The sequence below is a fragment of the Dryocola clanedunensis genome, assembly GCF_038405435.1.
GTDB lineage: Bacteria > Pseudomonadota > Gammaproteobacteria > Enterobacterales > Enterobacteriaceae > Dryocola > Dryocola clanedunensis_A.
In genome coordinates, this window is record NZ_JBBYHZ010000003.1 from 106,845 (window position 1) to 128,844 (window position 22,000).

Below are 22,000 nucleotides of genomic sequence, written 5' to 3' on the forward strand. Positions count from 1 at the left end.
TATTCAACTAAGGGTTGTTTCAAACGCCTGCTTATAAGATCATGTACCGTTAACGAAAGTTTTGTCTTGAGGAATCCGCGATGAGTGAGGCTGAAGCCCGCCCAACTAACTTTATTCGCCAGATTATCGATGAAGATCTGGCTAATGGTAAGCACGACCGTATCTGCACTCGTTTTCCGCCGGAGCCAAATGGCTATCTGCACATCGGCCATGCGAAATCTATCTGCCTGAACTTTGGTATCGCACAGGATTACCGGGGGCAGTGCAACCTGCGTTTCGATGACACCAACCCGGTAAAAGAAGACATCGAGTACGTTGAGTCTATTAAGCGCGACGTGGAGTGGCTGGGCTTCCACTGGTCCGGTGACGTGCGTTACTCCTCTGACTACTTCGACCAGCTGTTTAATTATGCCGTTGAGCTGATTAACAAAGGCCTGGCGTATGTCGATGAGCTGACGCCGGAGCAAATTCGCGAATACCGCGGCTCGCTGACCGCGCCGGGTAAAAACAGCCCGTACCGCGACCGCACCGTTGAGGAAAACCTCGCGCTGTTCGAAAAAATGCGTAACGGCGAGTTTGCGGAAGGCACCGCCTGCCTGCGTGCGAAAATCGACATGGCATCACCGTTTATCGTGATGCGCGATCCGGTTATTTACCGTATCAAGTTTGCCGACCACCACCAGACCGGCAGCAAGTGGTGCATCTACCCGATGTACGATTTCACCCACTGCATTTCCGATGCGCTGGAAGGGATCACCCACTCGCTGTGTACGCTGGAGTTCCAGGATAACCGTCGTCTGTACGACTGGGTGTTAGACAACATCACTATCCCGGCCCACCCGCGCCAGTACGAATTTTCCCGCCTGAATCTCGAATACGCCATCATGTCCAAGCGCAAGCTGAACCTGCTGGTGACCGAAAATATCGTTGAAGGCTGGGATGACCCGCGCATGCCGACCATTTCCGGTCTGCGTCGCCGTGGCTATACCGCAGGCTCCATCCGTGAGTTCTGCAAGCGCATTGGCGTGACCAAACAGGACAACACGGTGGAGATGGCCGCTCTGGAATCCTGCATCCGTGACGATCTGAACGAGAACGCGCCGCGAGCGATGGCCGTGCTGGATCCGGTAAAAGTGATCATCGAAAACTACCCGCAGGGTGGGGAAGAGACGGTGACTATGCCAAACCATCCGAACAAGCCTGAAATGGGCAGTCGCCAGGTGCCGTTCAGCGGTGAGATCTATATCGATCGCGCTGATTTCCGCGAAGAAGCCAACAAGCAGTATAAGCGTCTGGTGATGGGCAAAGAAGTGCGTCTGCGCAACGCGTACGTGATCAAAGCTGAACGCGTAGAGAAAGACGCGGAAGGCAATATCACCACGCTGCATTGCACCTACGACCCTGAAACCCTCAGCAAAGATCCTGCTGATGGCCGTAAGGTGAAGGGCGTTATTCACTGGGTAAGCGCAGCGCATGCCCTGCCGGTTGAAATCCGCCTCTACGATCGTTTGTTCAGTGTGGCAAATCCTGGCAGCGCGGAAGATTTCCTTGCCACTATTAACCCTGAATCGCTGGTAATCAAACAAGGTTTCGTTGAGCCAAGCCTGCAAATTGCAGAAACTGGCAAAGCGTACCAGTTTGAACGGGAAGGGTATTTCTGTCTCGACAGCCGCTATGCAACCGCTACCAAACTGGTCTTCAACCGTACCGTTGGTCTGCGTGATACCTGGGCAAAAATCGGCGATTAAGTCGTTGCCAGGTCTCTGAAAGCGCCGCATTACGCGGTGCTTTTTTTTGCTTATAAATCAGGATGATAATTATTATTTAGCTTTCGCTTCGCGAATTAATTAGCCATTACATTTCATTTCTTAATGATTCCTCCTTGACCTGAAAACGTAATTATTCTCATTTAAATGCATGAGAGCGCTTTCATTAAGTCAAAAACACCGCAAATTGAAAATTATCAGGCGTAAAACTCTACTGGCGCAGTTTGTTACATATTCACACAGAATATGTGCTCTTCGTCATACTATAGGAATTATCTCTTACAAAGTCGTTGATAATTCGCGTCGCGAAAAATAGTCTTACGCGTAGCAGTAACGCGGGTAATTTTAAAAACCGCTTTTTTAGCCGTCAGGCATTTTAATTTTTTTCGCCGTCAGGTGCTTTCCCACCGGGTGAATATTTATACGTCAAAGAGGATTTCACTATGCGTACGTTTAGTGGCAAACGTAGTGCGCTGGCGCTTGCTATCGCCGGTGTGACAGCACTTTCAGGTATCGTTGTTGCTCCGCAGGCTGCAGCAGAGGGCTTTATTGATGATTCAACGCTGACCGGCGGTATCTATTACTGGCAGCGTGAGCGTGACCGTAAAAATGTAGATAATAATAAATACGAAACTAACCTTTCACATTCCACCTGGAACGCCAACCTCGATTTCCAGTCCGGCTATGCGGCAGACATGTTTGGTCTGGATATCGCCGCCTTTACCGCCATTGAAATGGCTGAAAACGGCGACAGCGGCCACCCGAACGAAATCGCATTCTCTTCTTCAAACCATGCTTACGATGAAGACTATTCCGGTGATAAAAGCGGGATCAGCCTTTATAAAGCCGCTGCCAAATTTAAATATGGCCCGGTCTGGGCGCGTGCCGGTTACATTCAGCCGACCGGTCAGACGCTGTTAGCGCCGCACTGGAGCTTTATGCCGGGTACGTATAAGGGGGCCGAGGCGGGCGCAAACTTTGACTATGCGGATGCCGGTGCGCTGAGCTTCTCCTACATGTGGACCAACGAATATAAATCCCCATGGCACCTGGAGATGGACCACTTCTATCAGAATGACAAGAACACCAAAGTTGAATACCTGCACTCTCTCGGTGCCAAGTATGACTTCAAAAACGATCTGGTGCTCGAAGCTGCATTTGGCCAGGCGGAAGGGTACATCGATCAGTACTTCACCAAAGCCAGCTACAAGTTTGACGTTGCCGGCAGCCCGTTGACCACCAGCTACCAGTTCTACGGTACGCGTGACAAAGTTTCTAACGGCGGCGTGAACGATATTTACGACGGTACTGCATGGTTGCAGGCGCTGACCTTCGGGTACAAGGTTGGCCAGGTGGACCTGCGTCTGGAAGGCACCATGGTCAAGGCGGACGGTCAGCAGGGCTACTTCCTGCAGCGTATGACGCCAACCTATGCATCGTCTAACGGCCGTCTTGATGTGTGGTGGGATAACCGTTCGGACTTCAACGCCAACGGCGAAAAAGCGGTGTTCGCAGGGGCGATGTATGACCTGAGCAACTGGAACCTGGCGGGCTGGGCCGTGGGCGCTTCTTATGTCTATGCATGGGATGCAAAACCAAGCTCAACGCCAACCACGGACGGCTACTATGACGCCGATCGCCGTCTGAAAGAGTCTTCATACAGCCTGGATGCGCTGTATACAGTACAGGACGGGCGCGCGAAGGGAACGCTGTTCAAGCTGCACTTCACCCAGTATGACAACCATTCTGATATCCCAAGCTGGGGCGGTGGTTACGGCAACATCTTCCAGGATGAGCGTGACGTGAAGTTCATCGTTATCGCACCTTTCACTATCTTCTGATGTGATTCCGGGCGTGCGAGCGCCCGGCTTTCTTAAGGATATCGACCATGAAAAAAATAATTATGCTGTCCGCGATCGTTCTGGGACTAACGGCCTGCGCGCAGCCAAATACCGCGCCGGAAGATACAAAATTGAAACAGGCTTACAGCGCCTGCATCAATAGCGCGGAAGGGAACCCGGATAAGATTCAGGCCTGTCAGAGCGTGCTGAACGTGCTGGGCCAGGAGAAAGAGCATCAGGACTTCGCGAAGAAAGAGACCGTGCGGACCCTGGATTATCAGAACTGTATTCAGGCGGCCCACACGGGTAATGACCAGGCAGTGAAAGCGAAGTGTGACAAAATCTGGCAGGAGATCCGCAGCAACAACAAATAGCGTTGTTGGGGCAAAAAAAACCGGTGAGCTTTCTCACCGGTTTTTTTGTCTCTGGGTTTCCCCGAGGGGAGCCAGTCAGAACGGATTACTTGTCGCGGGACTCGTGATAAGTTTCGTCAGTGCGGCAGTCACCTTCGGCGCAGTGGCCATACAGGTAGAGGCTGTGGTTGGTCAGACGGATGCCGTGACGAGCTGCGATTTCACGCTGGCGGGCTTCGATAGAGTCATCGCTGAATTCGATAACTTTGCCGCAGTCCAGGCAAATCAGATGATCGTGATGGTGCTGCTGGGTCAGTTCGAAGACTGACTTGCCACCTTCGAAGTTATGACGGGTAACGATACCTGCGTCATCAAACTGGTTCAGCACGCGGTACACCGTGGCCAGACCAATCTCTTCACCCATATCAATCAGACGTTTGTATAAGTCTTCCGCACTGACATGGTGGTTTACCGGTCCCTGTAACACTTCCAGAATTTTCAAACGAGGAAGCGTGACTTTCAGGCCGGCCTTCTTTAATGCGGTATTGTTGTCAGTCATGCGGAATTTGTCCTGTTGCTTAACGTTTTGCTCGGACTAGTTGAGCGTTAAGATTAATGCGTCTCATTATACACCCTTACGCAGGATGCATATAACCACCACGTCTAAATAGAAACTGTAAGTATGAAGCATAACACAGCTAAAAAATCGTGGCCGAATCGCTATTTGCAGATGTTTTAGCAAATGTGACTCGAGGGATATTGTACAGGGATACCAGGAAAAGTTACAAAATTGTAGCAATTATTTTCATTGGTATTAACTATCAATCAGGCGCAGGCGGGGGACCTGCGCCTCTGTTCATCAGGCGTTGATGATGTCAGCCAGGTGCAGTTCATCAGAGATCTGCTTGGTCCATTTCTGCACGCGCTCTGCGGTCAGCTCTGGCTGGCGGTCTTCATCAATAGCAAGGCCGACGAAGTGATCGTCGTCCGCCAGGCCTTTAGAAGCTTCAAAGTGGTAGCCAGCGGTTGGCCAGTGGCCCACGATGGTGGCACCGTTAGGCTCGATGATGTCGCGGATGGTGCCCAGCGCATCACAGAAGTATTCTGCGTAGTCTTCCTGATCGCCGCAGCCAAACAGCGCAACCAGCTTGCCGTTGAAATCTACCTCTTCCAGCGTCGGGAAGAAGTCGTCCCAGTCGCACTGCGCTTCGCCGTAGTACCATGTCGGGATGCCGAGCAGCAGGATATCAAAGCCTTCTAAATCTTCTTTGCTGCTCTTCGCAATGTCACGCACCTCAGCAACGTCTTTACCGAGCTGTTTTTGGATCATTTTCGCGATATTTTCGGTGTTACCGGTGTCGCTGCCGAAAAAAATGCCTACGATTGCCATGAGTTAAATAACCTCTTGAAACTTAATGATATGGTGGTGGCTTATTGCCCACAGATACGGCAATCATAGCAGAACACGCGACGGTGCGGAAACTGCTAACCGTTCGCTGTGCACAGACTGCAACATGCTGCGCAATAAGCGTTCACTTTTTTGCCAGATGGTACGGCTGGACGGCGGGTTTTAGCTGAGGTGCTGTTTAAGCTGGGCCAGCAGCATCTCTTCGATCAGCTCGCTGCGGCTGATGTTGCGCGCATCGGCAAGCTGGTTCAACGCATCCACCGCATCGTGGTTGAGTTTTAGCTCTACTCGTTTCAGGCCGCGTACTTTGTCGCGCTTGAGCTGGTTGCGCTTGTTGATGCGCAGCTGCTCATCCCGCGTTAGCGGATTGGTCTTTGGTCGCCCCGGGCGACGCTCGTCCGCGAACAGATCTAAGGTAGTACGGTCCGTTTGTTCTTTTGCCATGATTAGAGTACTGACAGGAAATTCAGGATGCTGCGAGCAGAATGCTCCGGCGCATTTAAGCGCGCCATCATACATCAGCAGGCACGGCGCGCCAACGCGTTAGCCACAAGTTGCGGCCAGTCGGTCTGTTTTTAAACAGTTTCGTCGATAAAACGGTGAATGGCGCGTAAAACGGCCTCTGGCTTTTCGGCATGAACCCAATGACCGGCACCAGCAACCACGTGTGCCCGTGCTTTAGGGAACTGAGAAAGCAGCGCTTCACGATGGGATTCATCTACGTAGGGAGAGTCGCCACCGCGAATAAACAGCGCGGGATGATCCCAGGCAGGGAGGGGCTGCCAGCCAACAATCTGCTCGTACTGATCCCACAGCACCGGGACGTTAAATTTCCAGACGCCTTCGGCGAAAGATTTCAGCAGGAACTGAATCACGCCTTCTTCCTTTATATATTCGCGCATCCGGGCTGCCGCCTGTGAGCGAGTTTTAATCCCCGCTTCGGTTACGGCATTGATGGCCGCAAAAATCTCATCGTGGCGGCGGACGTGATAATCAACGGGTGCGATATCAATCAGTACCAGCTTGTCGATGCGTTCCGGGGCGACGGCCGTCAGCGCCATCGCAACTTTGCCACCCATCGAATGGCCGATGATAATCGCCTTCTCAATGCCGTATTCGTCCAGCGTTTCCACAACATCCTGCGCCATCGCAGGGTAGTTCATCTCGTCACTGCGCTCTGACAAACCGTGATTGCGCAGATCAAGCTGCAGCAGCGTGCGATCCTGGCCGAGATCCCGGGCCAGCACGCCAAGGTTATCAAGGCTGCCAAACAGGCCGTGGATGAGGACGACAGGAGAATTGCTAGTCGATTGTTGCGCAGATTGCAGGCGAGCGTTTAATTTCATGGCAAAGTTCTTTTTTTTGATTCGTAGGGTTAGGGTATCATGAAGCTATTCCTGCCGCAGTGCCGCAAACATTCAGTTTAATCTGGCTTTATATGGCGACACCTGTTTGGCGCTACCCGCTGTTGGGATTTGCTCCTATAATCCCAGCGACTTGTATTCAGAAAAGATATCGCACTGGATGAAGATGAAAACGATTGAAGTTGATGACGAGCTGTATCGCTATATTGCCAGCCACACGCAACACATAGGCGAGAGCGCGTCCGACATTTTACGGCGTATGCTGAAATTTACCGCCGGTCAGACTCCCGCAGCGACGACTCCCTCTACCGTGAATGCAGCGCCTGCCGCCGCAGCTCCTGTCACCGAAGAGAAACCTGTAAACCGCGCCCGCGATCGCGTGCGTGCGGTACGTGAGTTGCTACTCTCAGATGAGTACGCGGAGCAAAAGAAAGCCGTTAACCGTTTCATGATGGTGCTTTCTACGCTTTATCAGCTGGACGCAAAGACCTTTGGCGAAGCCACCGAGTCTCTGCACGGCCGTACCCGTATCTACTTTGCCGGCAACGAGCAAACTCTGCTGGCCAACGGCAATCAGACTAAGCCAAAACACGTGCCGGGTACGCCATACTGGGTGATAACCAATACCAATACGGGCCGTAAATGCAGCATGATCGAACACATCATGCAGTCAATGCAGTTCCCTGCGGAGCTGATTGAGAAGGTTTGCGGCACTATTTAACCTGTTTCAAAAGGAAGGGCCAATGGCTAACCACAACCGTGCGGGTCAACCTGCGCAACAGAGCGATTTGATCAACGTAGCCCAGCTGACGGCCCAGTATTACGTGCTGAAGCCAGCAGTGGGAAATAGCGAACATGCGGTGAAGTTCGGGACCTCCGGCCACCGTGGCAGTGCGGCACGTCATAGCTTTAACGAACCTCACATTCTCGCGATTGCCCAAGCGATTGCCGAAGACCGTGCTAAAAATGGTATCACCGGGCCGTGCTATGTCGGCAAAGACACACATGCCCTGTCCGAGCCTGCGTTTATCTCCGTGCTGGAAGTGCTGGCGGCCAACGGTGTGGATGTTATCGTCCAGGAAGCAAACGGCTACACGCCAACGCCTGCGGTGTCTAACGCTATCCTTGTGCACAACAAAAAGGGTGGCGCTCAGGCGGACGGTATCGTCATTACCCCTTCCCACAACCCACCTGAAGATGGCGGCATCAAGTACAACCCGCCAAACGGCGGTCCGGCTGACACCAACGTCACCAAAGTGATTGAAGAGCGTGCCAACGCGCTGCTGGCCGAAGGGCTGAAGGGCGTTAAGCGCATCTCTCTGGATCAGGCCTGGGCAAGCGGCCACGTGAAAGAGCTGGATCTGGTCCAGCCGTTTATCGAAGGGCTGGTGGACATTATCGATATGGCCGCCATCCAGAAGTCGGGCCTGACGCTTGGCGTCGATCCGCTCGGCGGCTCCGGTATCGAATACTGGCAGCGTATCGCGAAGCACTACAATCTGAACCTGACTATCGTTAACGATCATGTCGATCAGACGTTCCGCTTCATGCACCTGGACAAAGACGGCGCAATCCGCATGGACTGCTCCTCCGAGTGTGCGATGGCGGGCCTGCTGGCGCTGCGCGATAAGTTCGACCTGGCGTTTGCCAACGACCCGGATTACGACCGCCACGGCATCGTGACCCCGGCGGGCCTGATGAACCCGAACCATTACCTGGCCGTTGCCATTAACTATCTGTTCCAGCATCGCCCGCAGTGGGGCAAAGATGTGGCGGTAGGCAAGACGCTGGTCTCTTCTGCAATGATTGACCGCGTGGTGGAAGACCTGGGCCGCAAGCTGGTGGAAGTACCGGTTGGCTTCAAATGGTTCGTTGACGGCCTGTATGACGGCAGCTTCGGCTTCGGCGGTGAAGAGAGCGCCGGGGCATCCTTCCTGCGCTTCGACGGCACGCCGTGGTCAACGGATAAAGACGGCATTATCATGTGCCTGCTGGCCGCAGAAATCACCGCGGTAACCGGCAAGAACCCGCAGCAGCACTACGACGAGCTGGCCGGGCGCTTTGGCGCGCCGAGCTACAACCGTCTGCAGGCTTCTGCCACCTCCGCACAGAAAGCGGCGCTGTCTAAGCTTTCCCCGGAAATGGTCAGCGCCGACACGCTGGCTGGCGACCCGATCACCGCGCGCTTAACGGCAGCTCCGGGTAACGGCGCCTCCATCGGCGGTCTGAAGGTGATGACCAAAAACGGCTGGTTTGCGGCACGTCCGTCCGGCACGGAAGACGCGTATAAAATCTATTGTGAAAGCTTCTTAGGCGCTGAGCACCGTCAGCAAATTGAGAAGGAAGCGGTAGAGATCGTCAGCGAAGTGCTGAAAAACGCGAAGTAAGCTATAAAAGAAAGGAAAGGGAGCGACTATTCGCTCCCTTTTTTGTGGATAGTTTATCAGATGTGGCGGTCTTTCAGCTCAAAGCGCGGAGAGACCAGGCCATACAGCGTCCAGCCCAGGAACGTGACCATCGCGCCCCAGAGCATCGCTTCCTCACCGGAAGAGTAAAGCGCGTAGAAGCTGTAAATCGCCCCTACCAGAGCAATGAAGTTGCCCAACTTCGCTTTCCCCGGCTCCACCTTCGCCAGCTTCTGAATGATCACCAGCGCCGCCATCGACAGGATGTACGGAATGATGTTGGTCACCACAGCCAGGTTCACCAGCACGTTAAACTGATTATTAAGCGACGGGCTGATGGTCATCAGCGACAGCAGGCTCTGGAAGATAACGATGACCAGCATGCCTTTCACCGGCGCTTCAGTTTTTGACAGCTGAGAGAAGATTTTCGGGAAGTAGCCTTCATCGGCCGAGGATTTAAACACCTGCGCGATGGTGAACTGCCAGCCCAGCAGCGAGCCGCAGCAGGACATGACCATCAGCGCCATGATGATTTTACCCACCGTCGGGTTGAACATCTGGGCGAAGGCTACGCCGAACGGCGCGGTAGAGTTGGCAATATCCATATTCGGTACGATACCGGCGATGACGTTAGTGGAGATGATATAGATCACCGCCGCGCCTAACGTACCGCCCAGCACGGCGATAGGAACATTGCGCTCCGGGTTTTCGACCACGTCGGTATTCGCGCAGGCGGACTCCAGGCCGAGGAAGGCCCACAGCGTCATGGCGATGGAAGAGCCCACGGCTTTAAAGAACGGCACGTGGTGCGGGTTCCATGAAGCGGCGTAAAGAGACGGGCTAAACCAGAACCAGCCGATAACGGACAGGCCAACTACCGGGATAATCACACCCCAGACGGTGATACCGCTAAGCTGCCCGGTGATGCGTGCGCCGCCGAAGTTGGCGACGGTGCAAATCCACAGCACGCAGATCGTGGCAATGGCAATTTGCACCGGCGAGAGGACAGCGCCGAACAGCTCGCTGCCGTAGCCGACCGCCGAAATGGCTATCGCGACGTTGGCTATCAGCAGCGATACGCCGTAGGTGTAGTTCGCCATAAAGTTGCCGGACTTGCCGAACGCATATTCTGCGTAGCCGCCCATCCCGCCTGACTTACGGCTGAACATCCCGCATTTTGCGAAGGCATAGGCCAGCGCCATCGAGCCTACGGCTGTTACCAGCCAGGAGATGATGGAGATAGTCCCGACGTCCGCAAGCTTGGTAGGGAGCATGATGATGCCGGAGCCCATCATGTTGACCGTGGTAAGGATAGTCAGCTGCACCACGCCCATTTTGTTACTTTTCTGAGTACTCATAATTTCTTCTCATTGTGAAAGTAGACGAGGATTAGCGCTTAAGCACGTAGCTCCAGACCTGTTTGCGTCCGTCGCATTCGTGGATGTACACGCCCTGTAATTCCGGAGCAAAGCCCGGCAGCTGATTGATGCCGTCTTCCAGCGCCTGGAAGTAACGCTGCACCGCGCCGCCCCAGATTTCGCCCGGGACCACGCACAGCACGCCCGGCGGGTAAGGAAGCGCACCTTCAGCCGCAATCCGGCCTTCCACTTCGCTCAGCGGCACCAGATCCACCTCACCACGAACAAAGGCGATGTTGGCCTGCTGGGCGTTCATCACCACGCGTGGGAAATGCGCCTGACGGAACATCTCTTTTTGCAGCTGTTTTACGTTATGGCTGGCATAAAGGTTGTGCATTTCCTGACAGAGCTGACGCAGCGTGTAGCCTTCATAGCGCTGCTGATGCTGGCTATAGAAAGATGGCAGAACGTCAGCGAGCGGCGCGTCGGTTTCCAGAAGTTGTTCAAAGCGCACCAGATGCGCCACCAGATGCTGCATCTTGGCCATGTCTTCTGCCGGGGTCAGCAGGAAGAGGATGGAGTTCAGATCGCATTTTTCCGGGACGATGCTGTTCTCGCGCAGGTAGTTCGCCAGAATGGTCGCCGGTACGCCGAAGTCTTCGTATTCGCCGGTCCGCGCGTCGATGCCCGGAGTGGTGAGCAGCAGCTTGCAGGGATCGACAAAGTATTGATGCTCGGCGTAGCCTTCAAAGGCGTGCCAGCGTTCGCCAGGAATGAAATTGAAGAAGCGCAGATCGTTAGCAATCACCGGCGTGTCAAACGACTCCCACGGCTGGCCATCGACGGTAGCCGGAACGAACGGACGCAGATATTTGCAGTTTTTCAGCAGCAGCTTGCGGGTATCAATTCCGGTTTCAACGCAGCGCATCCACATGCGCTTACCGCTTTCACCTTCATGCATACGGGCGTTAACGTCGAGTGCCGCAAACAGCGGATAGAACGGGCTGGTGGAGGCGTGCATCATAAAAGCATTGTTCATGCGCTTATGGTTAACGTAGCGGGCCTGGCCTTTGATATGGCTGTCTTTTTTATGGATTTGCGAAGTCTGCGAGAAGCCTGCCTGCTGCTTATGCACGGACTGGGTGACGATAATCCCCGGATCGTTAGCCGTCAGCTCCAGCAGCAGCGGCGAACAGTCAGCCATCATTGGAATAAACTGCTCGTAGCCGACCCAGGCGGAATCAAACAGAATGTAGTCGCAAAGATGACCAATTTTATCCACCACCTGGCGGGCGTTATAGATGGTGCCGTCGTAGGTGCCGAGCTGGATAATCGCCAGGCGGAACGGGCGTTTTTCCCCGATACGGTTTGGGGCAACCTGCTCAATCTGCTCGCGTAAATAGCGCTCTTCGAAGCAGTGGGCGTCAATCCCGCCGATGAAGCCGTACGGGTTGCGGGCCGTCTCCAGATAAACCGGCGTGGCGCCTGCCTGAATTAACGCACCGTGGTGGTTTGATTTATGGTTGTTACGGTCAAACAGAACTAGATCCCCTGGAGTGAGCAGGGCGTTTAATACAACTTTATTTGAAGAGGATGTTCCGTTAAGAACGAAATAAGTTTTGTCGGCATTAAATACTTTTGCCGCATGCTGTTGCGCGGTGCTCGGCGCACCTTCATGAATAAGTAAATCGCCCATTGAAACATCGGCATTACATAAATCAGAGCGGAATAATGTTTCGCCAAAATATTCAACGAATTGATTGCCGGTCGGGTGCTGGCGGAAAAATTGTCCACCCTGGTGTCCGGGACAATCGAAAGCGCTGTTTCCCTGTCCGACATAATCTACCATCGCATCAAAAAATGGTGGCAGGAGGTTTTTTTCATATTTGACAGCGGCTGCTTCTAGCTGGCGGCCATAATAATCGGCCTGGGTTTCGCTTTTTTCGAAGACGCCGGTAATACGGGTTAAATACTCGGCCGGAATGATTTCATTTTCAAGCGTCGCAACAAAAACGGGTAAACCGAAGCCGGTCAGCTCCACTTCCTCAAGCATTCCGCTGTGCAGGTCAGGCACAGACAGCACGACAGCAGCAACGTCAACAAAGTCGGTCGCCAGTAAATTAGCGACTTCGCGGGTAGTAGTAAAACAGTCAGGGCAGGTACGGTTTAACGCAATTTTTAAAGATTTCATGGCATAGCCTATATTTCAGATAGCACTTCTCTTCAGCGTTCAAATAAATGAAAGCTGTTGATGGCTGGAAAAATGACAACGCGGTTCCGATGGTCATTAATAATGATCATGGCGATTGTCTTTTTTTAGATAATAAAAAACCTTCGGTCCAGCAACCGAAATTAATTGATTTTAAATTATTGCGGACAGCGTCGGGCGCAGGTAAATAACTAAACCTATAAAGAGTCAGGCAGGTAGATATAATTGCGCTAACGCGATGTCAGCTATCTGAGGGACTAGCGGGCGTTGAAGAAATGGAAGTCAAAGCAGCTTCGGTGGGTAACCATCATAATATGCGTCGTACGCCGGATATGCGGCATGACGCGATTGTTGTTTTCCATCAGGGTTTTTCCTTTTATGTAAAGGTGACGCCATTTTATCGGGCGGCAACCCTTTAACTGTGATGGAGATCACGAGATTTTGCGGGATTCAGAAATAAATAGTCAATTAGCATGCATAGCTTAGTGAATAAATTTGCATACCTGACAATTGTTGGTGAATTTGTGTGGCGGTTGTTAAATGTTCTGGATAAACACTCTGCCGACTTGTTATTTCGGCAGATCGTCGTCAAAGCATGAAGCGGTAGCCGATGCCCGTTTCGGTTAACAGGTGGGCAGGGCGAGCGGGATCGTTTTCCAGCTTCTGGCGCAGGTGGCCCATATAGATACGCAGGTAGTGGCTGTGCTCAACCGCGTTCGGCCCCCATACCTGGTTAAGCAGCTGGCGCTGGGTCAGCACTTTGCCGTGATTATTCAGCAGCACCGCCAGCAGGCGAAACTCGATGGGGGTGAGGTGAATCTCTTCGCCGCCACGGGTAATGCGCCGGGCGGCCAGGTCCACGGTAATGGTCGAAAACTGATAAACCGGATCGGGCTGGGCGAGGCTGGCATGACGACGCAGCGCCACGCGCAGGCGGGCCTGAAGCTCGCCGATGCCGAAGGGCTTACTCAGGAAATCGTCGGCCCCCGCGTCCAGGGCGGCAATTTTGTCCGCCTCGTCGCTGCGGGCAGAAAGCACGATGACCGGCGTCTGGCTCCACTGGCGGAAATCGCGGATAAAATCAATGCCGTCGCCGTCCGGCAGCCCCAGGTCGAGGATCACCAGGTCGGGCTTGCGGGTCGCGGCTTCCAGTAGCCCGCGCTGCAGCGTCTCTGCGTCGTAGACGCGCAGCGACTCGCCTTCCAGCGCGGTGCGCAGAAAGCGGCGGATCTCTTTTTCATCTTCAACAATCAGTACGGTTATCACAGCGCCTCGTTAAATTCTTCCAGCTCGGGTGGCGGAGGAAGAGGGAGCAGCACGTGGAAACTGGCTCCGCCTTCAGGGCGGTTTACGGCGTAGATTTCCCCGCCGTGGACCTCGACAATCGCCTGGCAGATAGCCAGCCCCAGCCCTACGCCGGGAATTGCAGATTCTTTAGTGCCCCGGGCGAATTTAGCAAAGATAGACTGCTCCTGGCCAGCCGGAATACCTGGGCCGCTGTCCCAGACCTCCAGATCCAGCCGGTCGCTGGTTTCCCGCGCGCGGATGCCGATGTCGGCTTTATGCCCGGCATACTTCACCGCATTCTCGAGCAGATTGATCAGCACGCGCTCAAACAGCGGTCCGTCTACGTGGATCAGCATCAGCGGATCCGGCAGCGACAGCCTGATTTGCTCTCCTCCCAAACCCGGCTCAAGCATCTTCAGCGCGCTGCCGACAACTTCCTCCAGCGTCAGCCACTCTTTACGCAGGCTGAAGCCGCCGGACTGGATGCGGGCCATATCCAGCAGGTTATTAACCAGCCGGGTCGTGTTCAGGACGTGCTGGCGGATCTCGTTGGCCTGGGGCGCATGCTTTGAACCTTCCGATGCCAGATCGAGCGTTAAAATTTCGGCCTGCCCAAACAGCACGGTGAGCGGGGTACGCAGGTCGTGAGAAAGCGCCGCCAGCAGCGAGTTGCGCAGCTGTTCGCGTTCGCTGGATAAGCGGGCCTGCTCTTCACTTGCGGTAAGCTGTAGCCGCTCCAGCGCGGTCGCCACCAGCAGCGTGAAGGTTTCCAGCAGGCGCTGCTGTTCCGGGATCATCAGCTGGCGGAGGTTGTTTGGCTCAACCACCAGCAGCCCCAGCGTTTTTTCCGGCGTGCGCAACGGCAGGATTTGATAAGGCACGCCGGGCAGCGTATCCGTCCCGGCCCCGGCCGGCTGGCCTTTGTCAAAGCTCCAGCGGGCAATGGCCTCGTCCCAGTTGGCAGGCTCCCCCTGCGGGCTGACGAGATGCAGCATGCCCTGGCCGTCCGGCAGCAGCAGCTGGCTACGGGCGTGGAAGCTGTTATTGATAAAGAGCTCGCTGGTGGCGGCTATGGCCTGCGGCGTTCTTTCTGCCGCCAGGGCTTTGGACATTTCGTACAGGTGGCGGGTGCGCTGCTCGCGATAGCGGGCGATGCGCGCCTGGTAACGAACCCCTGCGGTCAGATTGCCGATGATAAGCCCGACGCTGAGCATGACGGCGAACGTCAGAACGTACTGCACGTCGGAGACGGCGAGCGTGCCGCGCGGGTTAATAAAGAACAGATCAAAGCTGACGACGTTAATCACCGTTGCCAGCACCGACGGCCAGCGCCCGTAAAACAGGGCCACGACCACGACGCCCAGCAGGTAAATCATCACAAGGTTTGCCGCATCGAAGGCAACAAGCCACTGGTTCGCTATAAAAGTTATTACTGCGCAGAGCAGAACCGCGAGCGCACAGCCTCGAAGCTGGACACGCCATTTTTCGGACATGCTGCGTGTATCAGGCGCGCGCGGAGCGGCTGGCGCGGGTTTGTCATCCAGAGCAATAATCACCAGATCAAGATCCGGGGCGCGGTTCGCGAGCTTATCGGCAAAGGATTTACGGCCCCATCCCCGACGATTTGTCCGGCGGCCAATCACGATTTTTCCCAGGTTATGCTCGCGGGCGTAGCGCAGCACGGCTTTCTCTTCTGACGGATCGGCGAGGGTGGCGGTTTCAGCCCCCAGCTCCTGAGCCAGACGTAGCGCGCTGAGAATTGCCCTGCGCTGATGTTCCGGTAGCTGGTGGAGCTGCGGCGTTTCCACATAGACGGCGTGCCACACGCTGCCGAGCTTCGCCGCCAGACGCGCCGCCGTTCGCACCAGCTTTTCATTGCCGGAGTTATGGCCGATGCATAGCAAAATTGCGTCCCTGGTATGCCAGACTTTTTCCTCGCCCTGATTATCCCGCCAGGCGCGCATCTGATCGTCTACGCGGTCAGCCGTGCGGCGCAGAGCAAGTTCGCGCAGGGCAATCAGATTCCCTTTGCGGAAGAAATGTTCGATGGCGCGTTCAGCCTGTCCGGCGATATACACCTTGCCTTCGTTCAGGCGCTGGCGCAGGTCGTCCGGGGGCAGGTCAACCAGCACGATTTCATCGGCAGAATCAAAAATCGGGTCGGGCACCGTTTCACGGACCTGGATGCCGGTAACGCCGCCGACGATATCGTTGAGGCTTTCAAGATGCTGCACGTTGACGGTGGTAAAGACGTCGATACCCGCGTCCAGCAGCTCCTCAACGTCCTGCCAGCGCTTCGGGTGGCGGGAGCCCGGCGCGTTGCTGTGCGCCAGTTCGTCCATCAGGATTAGGGCGGGATTACGGGCGAGGGCGGCATCAAGATCGAATTCCTGTACCACGCGGTCGCGGTGGCGAATGCGTTTCGCGGGCAAAATACTCAGCCCGGTTAATAGCGCAGCGGTCTCTTTCCGGCCGTGGGTTTCCACTACGCCAGTCAAGATATCCAGACCCTGCCCGCGCAGGCGCTGCGCCTCCTGAAGCATGGCGTAGGTTTTTCCGACGCCCGCACAGGCGCCGAAAAACACTTTCAGCTTGCCGCGCGGGTGGCGGCTCGCCTGCTGCAAAAGTTTGTCCGGGTCGGGGCGCAACGGCTCCTCAGTCATGACTTTTCCTTTATGGTGCCTGGAGGGCGTCCAGCGCCAGGTTTAGGCGCAACACGTTGACCACAGGCTGGCCGATGTATTTGACCAGCGGTGAGGTGGTGTTCTCATCAATCAGCCTGGCAACCTGCTCTACGGGAAGATTACGTGCTTTTGCCACGCGCTGGATTTGCCATGCCGCAGCCTGCGGGGAGATCTGACCGTCCAGGCCGCTGGCCGAGGCCGTCACCAGCTCAACCGGCACCGCCGGATCGGCCTGCGGATTGGCGGCGCGTAACGCAGCGACGCGTCCGGCGATCTGCTTATCCAGCTCGGGATTACTGCCCGCCAGGTTGCTGCCGCCGGAGGCCATTGGATTATAAGGGCTTTCTGCGGTGGCAGAAGGGCGGCCCTGAAAATATTTATCCCCGGTAAAGTTCTGCCCAATCAGGCCTGAACCGCGGACCACGCCGGTGTCGATAATCAGCGAGCCGTTTGCCTGCGCCGGGAACCACCACTGGCCCAGCAGCGTGGTCAGAAGGGGATACAGTCCCCCGGTGATGAGCGTCAGTAAAAGCAATAACAGTATAGCGGGACGAAAGATAGCCATTTGTTTTTCCTCTTAAACCAGACCGCAGGCGGTGAGCAGCAGGTCGATAACTTTGATGCCGATGAAGGGCACAACTAACCCCCCCATGCCGAAGATAAGCAGATTGCGGCGCAGCATGGCGGCGGCGCTCAGCGGCTTATAGCCGATGCCTTTCAGGGCCAGCGGGATCAGGCAGATAATGATCAGGGCGTTGAAAATCACCGCGCTCAGGATGGCCGAAGTCGGGGAGTGCAGATGCATGATGTTCAGCGCGTTGAGCTGCGGGTAGGTCGCCGCAAAGGCCGCCGGGATAATGGCAAAGTACTTCGCCACATCGTTAGCGATGCTGAAAGTGGTGAGCGAGCCACGGGTCATCAGCATCTGTTTGCCAATATGCACGACCTCAATAAGCTTGGTGGGGTTGGAGTCCAGATCCACCATGTTGCCCGCCTCTTTTGCGGCCTGGGTGCCAGAGTTCATGGCGACCGCCACGTCGGCCTGCGCCAGCGCTGGTGCGTCGTTGGTGCCGTCGCCGGTCATCGCCACCAGGCGGCCTTCGGCCTGATACTGACGGATCAGCGCCAGCTTGGCCTCCGGCGTCGCTTCGGCCAGGAAGTCATCCACGCCCGCTTCGGCGGCAATGGCGGCGGCGGTCAGGCGGTTATCGCCGGTGATCATCACCGTTTTGATCCCCATCTGACGCAACTGGGCAAAACGTTCTTTAATGCCGCCTTTAACGATATCTTTCAGGGCTATTACGCCCATCACGTTGGCACCTTCGGCGACAACAAGCGGCGTCCCGCCCACGCGGGCGACGTTTTCCACCAGCTTATCAACCTGCGGCGGGAAGTGGCCGCCGTTGGCCTCGACATGGCGACGGATCGCGTCAACCGAACCCTTACGGATCATTCGATCCTGAATGTTGATGCCGCTCATGCGGGTTTGCGCCGTGAAGGGAACGAACGTTGCGTGCAGATTCTGGACGTCGCGCTCGCGCAGGTTAAAGCGCTGCTTCGCCAGAATTACGATGCTGCGACCTTCCGGCGTTTCGTCGGCCAGAGAGGAGAGCTGTGCCGCATCTGCCAGCGCTTTTTCCTCAATACCCGGAGCGGGAAGGAAGTCCGTCGCCTGGCGGTTGCCCAGCGTAATCGTTCCCGTTTTGTCCAGCAGCAGAACGTCCACGTCGCCTGCTGCTTCCACGGCGCGTCCGCTGGTGGCGATAACATTCGCGCCGAGCATGCGGCTCATTCCCGCCACGCCAATGGCGGAAAGCAGGCCGCCGATGGTTGTGGGGATCAGGCAAACCAGCAGCGCTACCAGCACGGTGACGCTCACCGCCGTCCCGCCGTACTGCGAGAATGGATAAAGCGTTGCGGTTGCCAGCAGGAAGACGATGGTCAGCGCGACCAGCAGAATCGTCAGCGCGATCTCGTTTGGCGTTTTCCGGCGCTGGGCGCTTTCTACCATCGCAATCATGCGGTCGAGGAAGGTTTCGCCCGGGTTAACGCTGCACTGAATAACCAGCCAGTCAGACAGAATGCGCGTACCGCCCGTGACCGAGGCGAAGTCACCGCCGGATTCACGAATCACGGGAGCGGACTCGCCGGTAATCGCGCTTTCATCCACCGACGCGCCGCCTTCCAGCACTTCGCCGTCGCAGGGGATAATATCGCCCGCTTCGACCAGCACGATATCGCCTTTGCGCAGGTCGGCGGCCGGAACGCGGTCCATCTGGGCGTCATGCTTAGGCGCACGAAGTTTACGTGCCCAGCTCTCTTTTTTGACCCCCTTCAGGCTGTTGGCCTGGGCTTTACTGCGCCCCTCGGCCAGCGCTTCGGCAAAGTTTGCGAACAGCACGGTAAACCACAGCCAAAGGCTGATAGCTGCGGTAAAAAGTGCATTGCCCGGCAGTGAACCCGCATACATTGCGATGGCCAGCGCGGTGGTGATAACGCTGCCAATCCAGACGATAAACATCACTGGATTGCGCCACTGGGTGGCCGGGGAGAGCTTTTTGAAAGAATCAATCAGCGCCTGACGAATAAGCGCAGGTTCAAACAGCGCCTGTTGCTTGCGACTCATGGAAGCCTCTTAATCACAAATGCACTAAAGAAAGGTGTTCCGCGACCGGGCCTAAGGCGAGGGCGGGAATAAAGGTCAGCGCGCCAACCAGCAGCACGGTGCCAATCAGTAAACCGATAAACAGCGGGCCGTGCGTGGGCAGCGTGCCGACGCCTGCGGACTGGGCTTTTTTCGTCACCAGCGTGCCGGCAATAGCCATCACCGGAACGATCACCGCAAAACGCCCAAACCACATGCAGACGGCCAGCAATACGTTCCAGAACGGGGTGTTTGCGCTCAGGCCTGCAAAGGCGCTGCCGTTGTTGTTGGCGGCGGATGAGACGGCATAAAGCACTTCGCTGAAGCCGTGAATGCCGGGATTCAGCATGCCCGCACGTCCCGCATCGGTCATCATCGCTAAGGCCGTGCCGAGCAGCACCAGGGCAGGGGTGACCAGAATGGCCAGCGCGGTCATTTTCATCTCCGCAACGTCGATTTTTTTACCGAGATACTCAGGCGTGCGCCCAATCATCAAACCGGCAATAAAGACCGTCAGCAGAACGAACAGCAACATGCCGTACAGGCCAGAACCCACGCCGCCGAAGACCACTTCGCCAATCTGCATCAGCCACATTGGGATCATGCCGCCGAGGGCGGTGAAGGAGTCATGCATGGCGTTGACCGCTCCGCAGGAAGCGGCGGTAGTAATCACCGAGAACAGGCTGCTGACCAGTACGCCGAAGCGGCTCTCTTTGCCTTCCATATTGAAGTTGCTGTTTGCGCCCAGCGCGGTGAAGTGCGGATTGCCGCTGGTTTCCGCCCACATCACGACGGCAACGCAGATAACAAAGATGATCCCCATCGCCCACAAAATAGCGCGGCCCTGGCGCTTATCCCCCACGGCCTCACCAAACGCGAAGCACAGGGCGGTCGGGATCAGGAAGATCGCCAGCATCTGCACAAAGTTGGCCAGCGCGGTTGGGTTTTCAAACGGGTGGGAGGAGTTGGCGTTAAAGAAGCCGCCGCCGTTGGTGCCGAGCATTTTGATCGCTTCCTGAGAGGCGACCGGCCCCATCGGCAGAACCTGATGCACGCCCTCAACGGTGGTAAACGGCAGATAGGCCGACAGGTTTTGCAGCGTCCCCTGGCTGATGAAGAACAGGGCGATCAGTAACGAGATCGGCAGCAGGATATAAAGCGTGATGCGCGTTAAGTCGACCCAGGCGTTACCCAGCGTAGTCATTGAATGGCGGGCAAAAGCGCGGATCAGGGCAAAAACCACCGCGATGCCGGTGGCGGCAGACAGGAAGTTCTGTACCGTCAGCCCGACTATCTGGCTGAAGTAGCTCAGCGTCGTTTCACCGCTGTACGCCTGCCAGTTGGTGTTTGAGACGAAGCTCACGGCGGTGTTCAGCGCCAGGTGCCAGGAGAGGCCCGGCAGCCGCTGAGGGTTAAGCGGTAAATGCCCCTGCATCAGAAGAGTAGCGAACAGGAGCACGGCCCCGAAGGCATTGAACGCGAGAATAGCCAGCAAGTAGCGTTTCCAGCCCATCTCTTCGGTATTGCTTTTGCCCAGCGCTCCCCACAGGAGGGGTTCTATCCGCCCGGCAAAGGGTATTTGCCCCCCTTCGATCAGGCGCGCCAGCAGCGTCCCCAGCGGTTTGGCCAGAATAAAAAGGATCAGTAAATAACTGGCGATCAGTAAAAATCCCGAGGCGGCCATCAGAATGCCTCCGCATTAATCAGGGCGTAAATCAGGTAGCCCAACAGTACAAACACCAGCACCACGCCAGCAATCAGTCCTGCACTCACAATCCACCTCCAGAGGCGTTAACGATGTGCAGGCAGAGTAAGAATTCGGGTGCAAAGATGTCGTAAAAGTCAGGGGGCAGGGTGTAAAAAAAGTATAAAAATGCCAAAAACCATAATTTAACTAATGATTAGTATTTATTTAACCATCGTGTAACTAAATTACGGGCTAAATGTAAATCTCAGCTAAACGATGCAAATTTAGTGGTCGGATGAGTAGTAAACTTTCAGACAATGCGATACTATTTTAGCCAGATAACAAGCTCTGAATTCCCGACTTAAGCTGTCGGTCACAAAATAAAGGGAGAAGCCTATGTCTTTATATAAAGAATATCCTGCGCATCAGGTCATCCTGCGACGCACCTTCGCGGTTGTGGTCGGCGTACTGGCCCTGCCGGTAATGCTGTTCTGGAAAGATCGCGCGCGTTTTTACAGCTATCTGCACCGCGTCTGGTCTAAAACCAGCGATAAGCCGGTATGGATGGCCCAGGCCGAAGCCGCCTCTGGCGATTTCTACTGAGTGCTGAAGACATAAAAAAAACCGCCGTGAAGGCGGTTTTTTTATGTCGGTTGGATTCGCGGTCCTCGCGACCTTTGCTGCATTACGCAGGCGCTGTCAAGCAGAGTGATTTTCATACTATTTGAGTGGACTGTCAAATAACTGCTTTTTAAAGTTTCGTGACGAAGGGTCACTATTGTTTCCGCCTTTGCTGCCGCCAGAAGGCTACCTTTCGGGTTAGCCTTTTTTGTTATGGCGACTTGCTACACTTACTGATTTAAGGTGAGGGCACCTGCGCAAGCTGTTAAAACATTCTCTGCCAGAATATCCTGATAACTATCTGGCGGAACAACGCTATTTTGAACCGTATCCGGAAGCACTGCGTCTGCGCTACGGCAATTAATTCAGGGAG

Annotated in this window: 20 protein-coding genes and 1 pseudogene; 8 read left to right on the top strand and 13 right to left on the bottom strand. The window is 55.4% G+C overall.

Translation table 11 applies throughout. The annotated features are described in order from the left end of the window. The first annotated feature begins 80 nt into the window (after positions 1 to 80). The 3 genes from glnS (at position 81) to chiQ (ending at position 3,981) form a co-directional block, all read left to right on the top strand. Entirely contained in the window at positions 81 to 1,748 is a 1,668-nt protein-coding gene (glnS, locus tag AAE045_RS08065) for a glutamine--tRNA ligase (protein ID WP_455547275.1), read from the top strand. 461 nt (positions 1,749 to 2,209) lie between these two features. Then, complete coding sequence (chiP, locus tag AAE045_RS08070; protein WP_455547276.1) at positions 2,210 to 3,607, top strand: chitoporin ChiP; 1,398 nt, start codon at positions 2,210 to 2,212, stop codon at positions 3,605 to 3,607. Between the two features lie 47 nt (positions 3,608 to 3,654). Further along, positions 3,655 to 3,981, top strand: coding sequence for a ChiQ/YbfN family lipoprotein (gene chiQ, locus AAE045_RS08075; RefSeq protein WP_455547277.1), 327 nt, complete (start codon positions 3,655 to 3,657; stop codon positions 3,979 to 3,981). A gap of 85 nt (positions 3,982 to 4,066) precedes the next feature. Here the strand turns inward: chiQ and fur are convergent, their stop codons facing one another. The 4 genes from fur to ybfF all read right to left on the bottom strand — a co-directional run bounded on the left by fur (position 4,067) and on the right by ybfF (position 6,714). Further along, positions 4,067 to 4,519, bottom strand: a complete 453-nt coding sequence (gene fur, locus AAE045_RS08080; protein WP_202303788.1) for a ferric iron uptake transcriptional regulator — start codon at positions 4,517 to 4,519, stop codon at positions 4,067 to 4,069. Between the two features lie 300 nt (positions 4,520 to 4,819). Continuing rightward, positions 4,820 to 5,350: a flavodoxin FldA gene (fldA, locus tag AAE045_RS08085; RefSeq protein WP_271131650.1), complete on the bottom strand. Its 531-nt coding sequence runs from the start codon at positions 5,348 to 5,350 to the stop codon at positions 4,820 to 4,822. Positions 5,351 to 5,530: 180 nt separating this feature from the next. Continuing rightward, positions 5,531 to 5,812 carry a LexA regulated protein gene (gene ybfE, locus AAE045_RS08090; RefSeq protein WP_202303790.1) on the bottom strand — a complete coding sequence of 94 codons (282 nt, stop codon included), beginning with the start codon at positions 5,810 to 5,812 and terminating at the stop codon, positions 5,531 to 5,533. A gap of 131 nt (positions 5,813 to 5,943) precedes the next feature. After that, entirely contained in the window at positions 5,944 to 6,714 is a 771-nt protein-coding gene (gene ybfF / locus AAE045_RS08095) for an esterase (protein ID WP_455547278.1), read from the bottom strand. A 184-nt stretch (positions 6,715 to 6,898) separates the two neighbouring features. On the opposite strand from ybfF, the gene seqA reads away from it, so the two are divergent. After that, positions 6,899 to 7,453 carry a replication initiation negative regulator SeqA gene (gene seqA / locus AAE045_RS08100; protein WP_455547279.1) on the top strand — a complete coding sequence of 185 codons (555 nt, stop codon included), beginning with the start codon at positions 6,899 to 6,901 and terminating at the stop codon, positions 7,451 to 7,453. 22 nt (positions 7,454 to 7,475) lie between these two features. Then, positions 7,476 to 9,119 (top strand): phosphoglucomutase (alpha-D-glucose-1,6-bisphosphate-dependent), encoded by a 1,644-nt coding sequence (gene pgm / locus AAE045_RS08105; RefSeq protein WP_455547280.1) that lies wholly within the window; start codon positions 7,476 to 7,478, stop codon positions 9,117 to 9,119. A 56-nt stretch (positions 9,120 to 9,175) separates the two neighbouring features. Here the strand turns inward: pgm and potE are convergent, their stop codons facing one another. Beyond that, positions 9,176 to 10,495, bottom strand: a complete 1,320-nt coding sequence (gene potE / locus AAE045_RS08110) for a putrescine-ornithine antiporter (protein WP_455547281.1) — start codon at positions 10,493 to 10,495, stop codon at positions 9,176 to 9,178. A 31-nt stretch (positions 10,496 to 10,526) separates the two neighbouring features. After that, positions 10,527 to 12,686 (bottom strand): ornithine decarboxylase SpeF, encoded by a 2,160-nt coding sequence (speF, locus tag AAE045_RS08115; protein ID WP_455547282.1) that lies wholly within the window; start codon positions 12,684 to 12,686, stop codon positions 10,527 to 10,529. 47 nt (positions 12,687 to 12,733) lie between these two features. Between speF and AAE045_RS08120 the strand changes: the two genes are divergently transcribed. Continuing rightward, positions 12,734 to 12,895: a hypothetical protein gene (locus AAE045_RS08120; protein ID WP_455547283.1), complete on the top strand. Its 162-nt coding sequence runs from the start codon at positions 12,734 to 12,736 to the stop codon at positions 12,893 to 12,895. Positions 12,896 to 12,961: 66 nt separating this feature from the next. On the opposite strand, the gene speFL is transcribed toward AAE045_RS08120, so the two are convergent. From speFL to kdpF, 7 genes are all read right to left on the bottom strand, one after another. Continuing rightward, entirely contained in the window at positions 12,962 to 13,066 is a 105-nt protein-coding gene (gene speFL, locus AAE045_RS08125) for a leader peptide SpeFL (protein ID WP_202303796.1), read from the bottom strand. Positions 13,067 to 13,292: 226 nt separating this feature from the next. After that, positions 13,293 to 13,970, bottom strand: coding sequence for a two-component system response regulator KdpE (kdpE, locus tag AAE045_RS08130; protein ID WP_455547284.1), 678 nt, complete (start codon positions 13,968 to 13,970; stop codon positions 13,293 to 13,295). After that, positions 13,967 to 16,654: a two-component system sensor histidine kinase KdpD gene (gene kdpD, locus AAE045_RS08135; RefSeq protein WP_455547285.1), complete on the bottom strand. Its 2,688-nt coding sequence runs from the start codon at positions 16,652 to 16,654 to the stop codon at positions 13,967 to 13,969. Before kdpD ends, kdpE begins: the two co-directional genes overlap by 4 nt. A gap of 10 nt (positions 16,655 to 16,664) precedes the next feature. Then, complete coding sequence (kdpC, locus tag AAE045_RS08140) at positions 16,665 to 17,240, bottom strand: potassium-transporting ATPase subunit KdpC (RefSeq protein WP_455547286.1); 576 nt, start codon at positions 17,238 to 17,240, stop codon at positions 16,665 to 16,667. A 12-nt stretch (positions 17,241 to 17,252) separates the two neighbouring features. Further along, complete coding sequence (gene kdpB, locus AAE045_RS08145; protein WP_455547287.1) at positions 17,253 to 19,301, bottom strand: potassium-transporting ATPase subunit KdpB; 2,049 nt, start codon at positions 19,299 to 19,301, stop codon at positions 17,253 to 17,255. A 13-nt stretch (positions 19,302 to 19,314) separates the two neighbouring features. Next, on the bottom strand, positions 19,315 to 21,003 hold the full coding sequence (gene kdpA, locus AAE045_RS08150; protein ID WP_455547288.1) for a potassium-transporting ATPase subunit KdpA: 1,689 nt from the start codon (positions 21,001 to 21,003) through the stop codon (positions 19,315 to 19,317). After that, a complete protein-coding gene (gene kdpF, locus AAE045_RS08155; RefSeq protein WP_139878070.1) occupies positions 21,003 to 21,092 on the bottom strand; it encodes a K(+)-transporting ATPase subunit F in 90 nt (29 codons plus the stop codon). Before kdpF ends, kdpA begins: the two co-directional genes overlap by 1 nt. 310 nt (positions 21,093 to 21,402) lie before the next feature. Here kdpF and AAE045_RS08160 point away from each other — a divergent pair, with 310 nt between their 5' ends. Further along, entirely contained in the window at positions 21,403 to 21,609 is a 207-nt protein-coding gene (locus tag AAE045_RS08160) for a YbfA family protein (RefSeq protein ID WP_455427394.1), read from the top strand. 280 nt (positions 21,610 to 21,889) lie between these two features. Then, positions 21,890 to 21,991, top strand: a pseudogene (locus AAE045_RS08165) (DUF1722 domain-containing protein); the annotation flags it as partial. Positions 21,992 to 22,000: the final 9 nt, after the last annotated feature.

Excerpts from the sequence above, each read along its gene's own strand:
- glnS (WP_455547275.1), top strand. The coding sequence starts at position 81 with ATGAGTGAGGCTGAAGCCCGCCCAACTAACTTTATTCGCCAGATTATC.
- chiP (WP_455547276.1), top strand. The coding sequence starts at position 2,210 with ATGCGTACGTTTAGTGGCAAACGTAGTGCGCTGGCGCTTGCTATCGCC.
- chiQ (WP_455547277.1), top strand. The coding sequence starts at position 3,655 with ATGAAAAAAATAATTATGCTGTCCGCGATCGTTCTGGGACTAACGGCC.
- fur (WP_202303788.1), bottom strand. The coding sequence starts at position 4,519 with ATGACTGACAACAATACCGCATTAAAGAAGGCCGGCCTGAAAGTCACG.
- fldA (WP_271131650.1), bottom strand. The coding sequence starts at position 5,350 with ATGGCAATCGTAGGCATTTTTTTCGGCAGCGACACCGGTAACACCGAA.
- ybfE (WP_202303790.1), bottom strand. The coding sequence starts at position 5,812 with ATGGCAAAAGAACAAACGGACCGTACTACCTTAGATCTGTTCGCGGAC.
- ybfF (WP_455547278.1), bottom strand. The coding sequence starts at position 6,714 with ATGAAATTAAACGCTCGCCTGCAATCTGCGCAACAATCGACTAGCAAT.
- seqA (WP_455547279.1), top strand. The coding sequence starts at position 6,899 with ATGAAAACGATTGAAGTTGATGACGAGCTGTATCGCTATATTGCCAGC.
- pgm (WP_455547280.1), top strand. The coding sequence starts at position 7,476 with ATGGCTAACCACAACCGTGCGGGTCAACCTGCGCAACAGAGCGATTTG.
- potE (WP_455547281.1), bottom strand. The coding sequence starts at position 10,495 with ATGAGTACTCAGAAAAGTAACAAAATGGGCGTGGTGCAGCTGACTATC.
- speF (WP_455547282.1), bottom strand. The coding sequence starts at position 12,686 with ATGAAATCTTTAAAAATTGCGTTAAACCGTACCTGCCCTGACTGTTTT.
- AAE045_RS08120 (WP_455547283.1), top strand. The coding sequence starts at position 12,734 with ATGAAAGCTGTTGATGGCTGGAAAAATGACAACGCGGTTCCGATGGTC.
- speFL (WP_202303796.1), bottom strand. The coding sequence starts at position 13,066 with ATGGAAAACAACAATCGCGTCATGCCGCATATCCGGCGTACGACGCAT.
- kdpD (WP_455547285.1), bottom strand. The coding sequence starts at position 16,654 with ATGACTGAGGAGCCGTTGCGCCCCGACCCGGACAAACTTTTGCAGCAG.
- kdpC (WP_455547286.1), bottom strand. The coding sequence starts at position 17,240 with ATGGCTATCTTTCGTCCCGCTATACTGTTATTGCTTTTACTGACGCTC.
- kdpB (WP_455547287.1), bottom strand. The coding sequence starts at position 19,301 with ATGAGTCGCAAGCAACAGGCGCTGTTTGAACCTGCGCTTATTCGTCAG.
- kdpA (WP_455547288.1), bottom strand. The coding sequence starts at position 21,003 with ATGGCCGCCTCGGGATTTTTACTGATCGCCAGTTATTTACTGATCCTT.
- AAE045_RS08160 (WP_455427394.1), top strand. The coding sequence starts at position 21,403 with ATGTCTTTATATAAAGAATATCCTGCGCATCAGGTCATCCTGCGACGC.